The sequence below is a fragment of the Streptomyces sp. SID3212 genome (assembly GCF_009865405.1).
Classification (GTDB): Bacteria; Actinomycetota; Actinomycetes; order Streptomycetales; family Streptomycetaceae; genus Streptomyces.
This window is the reverse complement of the sequence record NZ_WWJY01000903.1, coordinates 1-8,745: the sequence shown is the minus strand read 5'-3', so window position 1 is coordinate 8,745 and position 8,745 is coordinate 1. Positions and strand designations below refer to the sequence as shown.

The 8,745-nt window shown below is 71.1% G+C and carries 6 protein-coding genes; 4 read left to right on the top strand and 2 right to left on the bottom strand.

Translation table 11 applies throughout. The features are described 5' to 3' along the window. From GT042_RS27065 to GT042_RS27055, 3 genes are all read left to right on the top strand, one after another. On the top strand, positions 1–449 hold a 449-nt coding region (locus tag GT042_RS27065), incomplete at its 5' end, for a thiamine pyrophosphate-dependent enzyme (protein ID WP_237531232.1). Between the two features lie 153 nt (positions 450–602). Continuing rightward, positions 603–1,577 (top strand): serine hydrolase, encoded by a 975-nt coding sequence (locus GT042_RS27060; RefSeq protein ID WP_161311346.1) that lies wholly within the window; start codon positions 603–605, stop codon positions 1,575–1,577. A 207-nt stretch (positions 1,578–1,784) separates the two neighbouring features. Beyond that, on the top strand, positions 1,785–5,564 hold the full coding sequence (locus tag GT042_RS27055; protein ID WP_345943933.1) for an ABC transporter ATP-binding protein: 3,780 nt from the start codon (positions 1,785–1,787) through the stop codon (positions 5,562–5,564). Positions 5,565–5,586: 22 nt separating this feature from the next. Here GT042_RS27055 and GT042_RS27050 read toward each other — a convergent pair whose 3' ends face one another. Further along, entirely contained in the window at positions 5,587–5,907 is a 321-nt protein-coding gene (locus GT042_RS27050) for a hypothetical protein (protein ID WP_237531235.1), read from the bottom strand. Between the two features lie 276 nt (positions 5,908–6,183). On the opposite strand from GT042_RS27050, the gene GT042_RS27045 reads away from it, so the two are divergent. Further along, complete coding sequence (locus tag GT042_RS27045) at positions 6,184–7,644, top strand: S28 family serine protease (RefSeq protein ID WP_161311344.1); 1,461 nt, start codon at positions 6,184–6,186, stop codon at positions 7,642–7,644. Between the two features lie 65 nt (positions 7,645–7,709). Here the strand turns inward: GT042_RS27045 and GT042_RS27040 are convergent, their stop codons facing one another. Further along, positions 7,710–8,624 (bottom strand): LysR family transcriptional regulator, encoded by a 915-nt coding sequence (locus GT042_RS27040; RefSeq protein ID WP_161311343.1) that lies wholly within the window; start codon positions 8,622–8,624, stop codon positions 7,710–7,712. Between the last annotated feature and the right edge of the window lie 121 nt (positions 8,625–8,745).

The window sequence follows — 8,745 nt, the reverse complement described above, 5'->3', positions numbered from 1 at the left end:
CCTACTGGGCCTGGGCCGCGTGGCCGGGCCCGATGCACTCGGCGCAGGGCGCGGGCGGCCTCGGGTACGCCTTCCCCGCCGCCCTCGGCGCGGCGGCGGCCGACCCCACCCGGCCGGTCCTCGCGGTCTCCGGCGACGGCGGCGCGATGTACTCCCTCGCCGAGCTGGCCACCGCCCGCCAGTACGGCCTGCCGGTCACCTGGCTGATCGTGGACGACGGGGGCTACGGCATCCTGCGGGAGTACCTGACCGGCGCGTACGGCGAGAGCACCGGGACGGACCTGCCGGGGCCGGACTTCGTGGCGCTCGCGGAATCCTTCGGTGTCCCGGCGGTCCGTACGACCCCGGAGTCCCTGCGCGAGGACCTGGCGAAGGCGCTCGGGTCGCCGGGGCCGTCGGTGCTGGTGCTCCCGGCGCGCCTGAGGATGTTCGCGCCGACGCACCTCTGACGGGCCCCAGACGCCTCGGCACGGTTCGGTAAAGGGCCAGGGCCTCGTACAACCATTCGCCCCCGTCCGGCTGTCATGTCTCCGAGTGCGCCGCACAGCGCGCTCGTACGACGTACGGACGTAGAAACGTATTGACGGGGGCGGAACACTCTCATGACCAACCTTCGAATATCCGGACGCGTGTCCCGGCGTACCCGCGGCGCGCTCTCGCTGGCGCTCGCCGCAGGGGTGCTCGTGCCGGTGGCCGCCGCCGCGGCACCCGCCGCGGCCGCCACACCCACGGTGACCTGCACCTCGGAGAAGGCGGGCCTCGCTGCCAAGCTCTCCAAGGACATCACCGCGGCGCTCAAGGGCCGCAAGACGACTGCGGCCGTCTCGGTGTACGACCGTACGACCAAGACGCGGTGCAGCCTGCGCGCGACGCAGAAGTACGACTCCGCCAGCGTGGTCAAGGTGACTGTCCTCGCGGCCCTCCTCTGGGACGCGAAGAAGACGAACCGCCTCCTCACGAAGAAGGAGGTCGACCTCACCACCGCAATGATCACCAAGTCGGACAACGCGGCCACCAGCACACTCTGGAAGCAGCTCGGCCCGACGAAGATCAAGGGCTTCCTCAAGGCCGCGGCCCTGACCCAGACCACCCCGGGCGCCGGGCAGTACTGGGGGCTCACCCAGATCACCGCGCACGACGAGGAGCGGCTGCTCGCGCTCATCACCTCCAAGAACACGGTCCTGAGCGACAACTCGCGCAGCTACATCCTCGGCAAGATGAACAAGGTCGTCGCGTCCCAGCGCTGGGGCGTCCCGGCCGGGGCCCCGGCCACCGCCACCGTCCAGCTGAAGAACGGCTGGCTGTCCCGGTCCACCCACGGGTGGCGCGTGCACAGCATCGGCGCCTTCACCGGCAAGGGCCACAACTACCTGATCACCGTGCTCACGCACGACAACAAGACGATGAACGACGGCGTGAACACCATCCAGGCGGTCGCCAAGGCGATCCACAAGGACCTCAACCCGGCCGCCACCAAGGCGAAGACCGCCCTCCACGCGGTGCCCTCGACACCGTACGAAGCGGTCCCGGCCACCCCGGAGAAGGCGGCCCGCGAGGCGGTCCCGGCCACCCGCTGACCCTCCCGCACAGGGCCGCACGTCCTAGGACGGGACCCCCGAGACCCACGAGACCCCCAAGACCTAGGTCCCGTCCGTCACGTCCTAGGACCAGCGGCCCATCTTTCTGTTCCGAGGGCCGCGGATTGTTGCGGAGGGATGAAATCCGCCGACGCGCGCGTTGGGCATTCCGGCAGATCAGGTCGGTCGGCCGAACGGGAGGCATCAGTGGCGGCGGCAGTGGCGGCGGAGCGGAGCTGGGCACGGCGGCTCACGGGATACGCGTGGCGGTACCGCCGTAACGTGGTGCTGGCCCTGGGGTCCTCGCTCCTCGGGATGGCCGTGATGGCCTTCGTCCCGCTCATCACCAAGGTGGTCATCGACGACGTCATCGGCGGCGGCCACCGCTCCCTCGGCGTCTGGACCGGCCTCCTGCTCCTGGCCGCGCTCCTCGTGTACGTCTCCGCGTACGTACGGCGCTTCTACGGAGGACGCCTCGCGCTCGACGTCCAGCACGACCTCCGTACGGAGATGTTCGCCACCATCTCCCGGCTCGACGGACGGCGCCAGGACAAGCTCTCCACCGGCCAGGTCATCGGCCGCGCCACCAGCGACCTCCAGCTCATCCAGGGCCTGCTCTTCATGCTGCCGATGACCATCGGCAACGTGCTGCTGTTCCTGATCTCGCTGGGGATCATGGCCTGGCTCTCCCTGCCCCTCACCTTCATCGCCCTGGCCGTCGCCCCCGCCATCTGGTTCATCGCCCGCCGCAGCCGCACCCGCCTCCACCCCGCCACCTGGTACGCCCAGGCGCAGGCCGCCGCCGTCGCCGGGGTCGTGGACGGCGCCGTCTCGGGCGTCCGGGTCGTCAAGGGCTTCGGGCAGGAGGACCAGGAGACCGGAAAGCTCCGCGAGGTCGGCCGCAAGCTCTTCGCCGGACGCCTCCGTACGATCAGGCTCAACGCCCGCTACACCCCCGCCCTCCAGGCCGTCCCCGCCGTCGGGCAGGTCGCGATGCTCGCCTTCGGCGGCTGGCTCGCCACCCGGGGCGAGATCACCCTCGGCACGTTCGTCGCCTTCTCCACCTACCTCGCCCAGCTCGTCGGCCCGGTCAGGATGCTCGCCGTGGTCCTGACCATCGGCCAGCAGGCCCGCGCCGGGGTGGAACGGGTCCTGGAGCTCATCGACACCGAGCCCACGATGGAGGACGGCACGAAGGAACTGCCGGCGGACGCCCCGGCCTCCGTCGAGTTCGACGACGTGTCCTTCTCGTACGACGACGGCAGGACCGTCCTCGACGGCTTCTCGCTGGAGATGAGCCCCGGCGAGACCGTCGCCGTCGTCGGCTCGTCCGGCAGCGGCAAGTCCACCCTCTCGCTGCTCGTCCCCCGCTTCTACGACGTGAACCACGGCGCGGTCCTCGTCGGCGGCCACGACGTCCGTGAGCTGACCTTCCACTCCCTGCGCGCCGCCATCGGGCTCGTACCGGAGGACAGCTTCCTGTTCTCCGACACGGTCCGTGCCAACGTCGCGTACGGGAAGCCGGACGCCACCGAGGAGGAGATCCTCCGGGCCACCCGCGCCGCCCAGGCCCACGGCTTCATCACCGACCTGCCGAACGGGTACGACACCAAGGTGGGGGAGCAGGGCCTGACCCTCTCCGGCGGCCAGCGCCAGCGGGTGGCGCTCGCCCGCGCGATCCTCACCGACCCCCGGCTGCTGCTCCTGGACGACGCCACCTCCGCCGTGGACGCCCGGGTCGAGCACGAGATCCACGAGGCGCTGCGCGGGGTCATGGCCGGGCGTACGACGCTGCTCATCGCCCACCGCCGCTCCACCCTCAACCTCGCCGACCGGATCGCGGTGCTGGACGGCGGCCGGCTCGCGGACATCGGCACGCACGAGGAGCTCCAGCGGCGCTCGGCCCTCTACCGGAAGCTGCTGACGGACCCGGACGAGCTGGGCGAGGTCTCCCCGGGGCATGTGCCCGCCCTGGTGGCGGGTGCGTCCGCAGGCGGGACGGCGGGTGCGTCGGCGGACGTGCCCGAGGACCGTTCCGTACAGGAGGAGATCGACGCCGAGTTCGACGCGGAGCGCGGCATCACGCCCGCCCTGTGGGAGCGGGACGAGATCGCCGCCGAGGAGTCCGCCGCGCCCGGCGCGACCCCCGAACTGCTCGCGCAGGTCGAGGCGTTGCCGCCGGCCACCGACCTCCCGGAGATCGACGAGGCGCGTGCCGTCGCCGCCGAGGAGTCGTACGGGCTGCGCAGGCTGCTGCGCGGCTTCGGGCTGCCGCTGCTGGTCAGCCTGTCGCTCGTCGCGGTGGACGCCGCGATGAGCCTGGCCCTGCCCGTCCTCATCCGGCACGGCATCGACCAGGGCGTCGAGCGCATGGCTCTCGGCGCGGTGTGGGTCGCGTCCGGCCTCGGGCTGCTGGTCGTGCTCGTCCAGTGGCTCGCGCAGATCGGCGAGACGCGCAAGACCGGCCGCACGGGTGAACGGGTGCTCTACTCCTTGCGGTTGAAGATCTTCGCGCAGCTCCAGCGGCTCGGACTCGACTACTACGAGCGCGAGTTGACCGGCCGGATCATGACCCGGATGACGACGGACGTGGACGCGCTGTCCACCTTCCTCCAGACCGGTCTCGTCACGGCCTTCGTCTCCGTCGTCACGTTCTTCGGCATCCTCGTCGTGCTTCTCGCGATCGACGTGGAACTGGCGTTGGTGGTCTTCGCGACCCTGCCGGTCCTCTTCGTCGCCACGGTCTTCTTCCGCCGCAAGAGCGTGAAGGCGTACGAACTGGCCCGCGAGCGCATCAGCGCCGTCAACGCCGACCTCCAGGAGTCCGTCTCCGGGCTGCGGATCGTCCAGGCGTTCCGGCGCGAGCAGGACGGCGCGGAACGTTTCGCCGCCCGCAGCGACCACTACCGCGAGGCCCGGGTGCGCGGGCAGTGGCTGATCTCGGTGTACTTCCCGTTCGTCCAGCTGCTCTCCTCCGTGGCGGCGGCGGCCGTGCTGATCGTGGGCGCGGGGCGGGTGGAGGCCGGCACGCTGACGACCGGCGCGCTGGTCGCGTACCTCCTCTACATCGACCTCTTCTTCGCACCCGTGCAGCAGCTGTCGCAGGTCTTCGACGGCTACCAGCAGGCGAGCGTCTCGCTGGGCCGCATCCAGGAGCTGCTGCGGGAGCCGACCACGACGGTGGCGTCGAAGGCACCGCTCGACGTGCTGTCGCTGCGCGGGGAGATCGCGTTCGAGGACGTGAGCTTCGCCTACACCGGCGAGAACGGTGAACTCGCCGACGAGGCCGCCCTGATGGGGGTCGACCTGCGGATCCCGGCGGGTCAGACCGTCGCGTTCGTCGGCGAGACCGGCGCGGGCAAGTCCACGCTGGTGAAGCTGGTCGCGCGCTTCTACGACCCGACCGGCGGCCGGGTCACGGCGGACGGTACGGACCTGCGCGACCTGGACCTGACGGCGTACCGCCACCGCCTCGGGGTGGTCCCGCAGGAGGCGTACCTCTTCGCGGGGACGATCCGCGACGCCATCGCGTACGGCCGCCCGGAGGCGACGGACGCGCAGGTGGAGGCGGCGGCGCGCGCGGTGGGTGCCCACGAGATGATCGCCACGCTGGACGGCGGGTACGTGCACGAGGTCGCCGAGCGGGGCCGTAACCTCTCGGCGGGCCAGCGCCAGCTGATCGCACTCGCCCGCGCCGAACTGGTCGACCCCGACGTCCTGTTGCTGGACGAGGCGACCGCCGCGCTGGACCTGGCGAGCGAGGCCCTGGTCAACCAGGCCACGGACCGCCTCACCGGCCGCCGTACGACCCTGGTGGTCGCCCACCGCCTGACCACGGCGGCGCGCGCGGACCGGGTGGTCGTGATGGACCACGGGCGGGTGGTGGAGGACGGCACGCACGGCGAACTGCTGGCGCTGAACGGGCGCTACACCAAGCTGTGGCGCAGCTTCATCGGCGAGGAGGAGGAGACGGCGGCGGTGGTCTGAGGCGGCTCGCTGTCGTCGCGTCTCAGCAGAGGACCCACCCGGTGGAGGCCGAGGCGCCGGAGACGGCGCCGGAGGCCCGTACACACCGGTTGAGGGCGTGGACGGTCACGGGCCCCGCGTGCTGCGTGAAGTCCCCGCTGTCCACCAACGGGCTGCCGCCGCGCGCCTGGAGGCTGACCCGCATGGCCCGCCTGGCGCCCGGCTGGTCGGCGACGGTGAGCGCGCACGCGTACCCCCGCGCCTTGTAGATCCGCAGCCCGCCGTGGGCGAAGGACACTGTCTTCTGCGGCTGCCCCGAGCACACGGAGAGCGGCGCGGCATCGGCCGCGGCGGGATCGGCCAGAACGAGCGCGGCGAGCGAGACGACGACCGTCCCCACCGCGAACCAGCGCGACAGCACGCGCTTCCCCAACCGGGTCCCGGCCAGCCCGTTCCCGCCCAACCCCGTCCCGCCAAACCCAGTACCGGCGAACACGCATGCCCCTGTCATCAGTCGGGTGTACATGCGTACGACGCGCGGGAGGCCGGGAAGGTTGCTCCCACGGGGGCCGGCGGGGCTGGCGGTGCGGCATGCACCCCGCTAGGTTCACCAGGTCTGTCATGAACACAGGGAGAGTGCATGCGCAAGACGCTGAGATGGCTGTTGTCGCTGTCGCTGATCATAGGCACCGCGGCAACGGCGGGTGCGGCCACCGCCGCGGACCAGAAGTCCGCGAGTGGTACGGCCGTTACGGACACCAAGGGCGCTCCGGACGCCACGGACATCAAGGACCGCGTCCTGGCGATCCCCGGGATGAGCCTGATCCAGGAGAAGCCGTACGAGGGTTACCGCTACTTCGTCCTCAACTACACCCAGCCGGTGGACCACCGGCACCCGTCCAAGGGCACCTTCCAGCAGCGCATCACGCTGCTGCACAAGGACACCAGCCGCCCCACGGTGTTCTCCACCGGCGGCTACAACGTCTCCACCAACCCGAGCCGCAGTGAGCCGACGCGCATCATCGACGGCAACCAGGTCTCGATGGAGTACCGCTTCTTCACCCCGTCGCGCCCCGAGACGGCCGACTGGTCGAAGCTGGACATCTGGCAGGCCGCCAGCGACCAGCACCGCATCTTCACGGCGCTGAAGAAGATCTACACCAAGAACTGGCTCTCCACGGGCGCTTCGAAGGGCGGCATGACCGCCACCTACTTCGAACGGTTCTACCCTCGTGACATGGACGGCGTGGTCGCGTACGTCGCGCCCAACGACGTGGTGAACAAGGAGGATTCGGCGTACGACCGGTTCTTCGAGAAGGTCGGCACCAAGGAGTGCCGCGACAAGCTCAACGCCGTGCAGCGCCAGGCGCTGATCCGCCGGGAGCCGCTGGAGAAGACGTACGCGGAGTGGGCCGAGGCCAACGGCGCGACCTTCACCACCGTCGGCTCGCTCGACAAGGCGTACGAAGCCGTCGTCCTGGACTTCGTCTGGGCGTTCTGGCAGTACAGCCTGCTCGCGGACTGCGAGAGCATCCCGCCGGCCACCGCCACCGACCAGGAGATCTACGACACCATCGACGCGATCTCCGGCTTCTCCGCCTACACGGACCAGGGCCTCGCGACGTACACGCCGTACTACTACCAGGCCGGTACGCAGCTGGGCTCGCCGGACATCAAGCAGCCGCACCTGGGCAAGCTGAGCCGCTACGGCTACCAGCCGCCGCGCAACTTCGTGCCGCGCGACATCCCCATGTCGTTCGACCCGCGCGTGATGCCGGACGTCGACAGCTGGGTGCAGCACCACGCGGACCAGATGCTGTTCGTGTACGGGCAGAACGACCCGTGGGGCGCGGAGCAGTTCCGCGTCGGGCGCGGAGCGCGTGACAGTTACGTGTACGTCGCCCCGGGCGCCAACCACGGCGCCAACGTGGCGGCTCTGAACCCGGACCAGTCGGCGAAGGCCACGGCCCGGATCCTCGACTGGGCGGGCGTCGCGCCGGCGGCCGTACAGCAGGACGCGGCGAAGGCGAAGCCGCTCGCGCCGTTCGACGCGAAGCTGGACCGCCAGAAGGTGGAGCGTCAGCAGACGCTGAGGCCGTAAGGCGTCTCCGCCGGGCGGGCCGAAACGGGGCCCGCCCGGCGGACCACCACCCTCAACTGGCGCTCTCAACTGGCGCTGGCGGCAACCTCGGGCCAATGCCGCCGCAGGGCCGCCACGGTGGCGGTGACGGCCGGCCGCCGGGCGGCACCGGTGCGCCACAGCGCGTACAACCGTCGCGAGGGCACAGGATCGAGGGCGAGGGCCCGTACGCCCGGGGGCAGCGGCCCCCGCCCCAGCCGGGGAACCATCGCGACGCCCAACCCGGCCGCGACCAGGGCGATCTGGGTGTGGTTCTCCTCGGCCTGATGAGCCAGCACGGGCTCACCACCGGCGGCACGCAGCGTACGCACGAGCCAGTCGTGGCAGACGGTACCGGGCGGCTGACAGATCCAGCGCAGCCCTCGCAGATCCGCCCGTCGTACGACGGGCCGCGCGGCGAGCGCGTGCCCGTCCGGCACGAGCAGATCACACAGATCGTCACCGATGACGGCCTGCTCGACCCCGTCGGGGATGGGCAGCCGGGCGATGTCCCAGTCGTGGGTGACGGCGAGATCGATCAGCCCCCGCGCGACGAGGTCGGAGGACAGGTGAGGGTCGATCTCGCGCAGCCGAACGTCCAAGGCGGGATGAAGCAGGGCGAGTTCGGCGAGCACAGGGGGAAGCAACCCCCGCGCGGAGGAGGCAAACGCCGCGACGGCGAGCTGCCCGGTGGGCTGCCCGCGACGCTCCTCCAGGGAGGTCTCGGCCCGCTCGACGATGGCGAACAACTGCTCGGCGGTGGCGGCGAGATGCCGAGCTTCGTCGGTGAGCACCACTCCGCGCCCCCGCCGCTCCAGGAGTGTTGTACGAGTCTCCCGCTCCAACTTGGTGATCTGCTGGGAAACGGCGGAGGGGGTGTACCCGAGGGCAGAGGCGGCAGCCCCGACGGACCCGTGGACGGAAACGGCGTGCAGGGCGCGAAGCCGCCCGAGATCGAGCATGACTATCTCTCAGTGGCTGTGGAGCTGGCGGGCTGCCAGGGCTGTCGGCGGATTGCTTGCCTCGGGTGGGGGGGTGAGGTGGGGTGGGTGGGTGCGGGTTCGGGCCGAGGGGTAGTCGGGG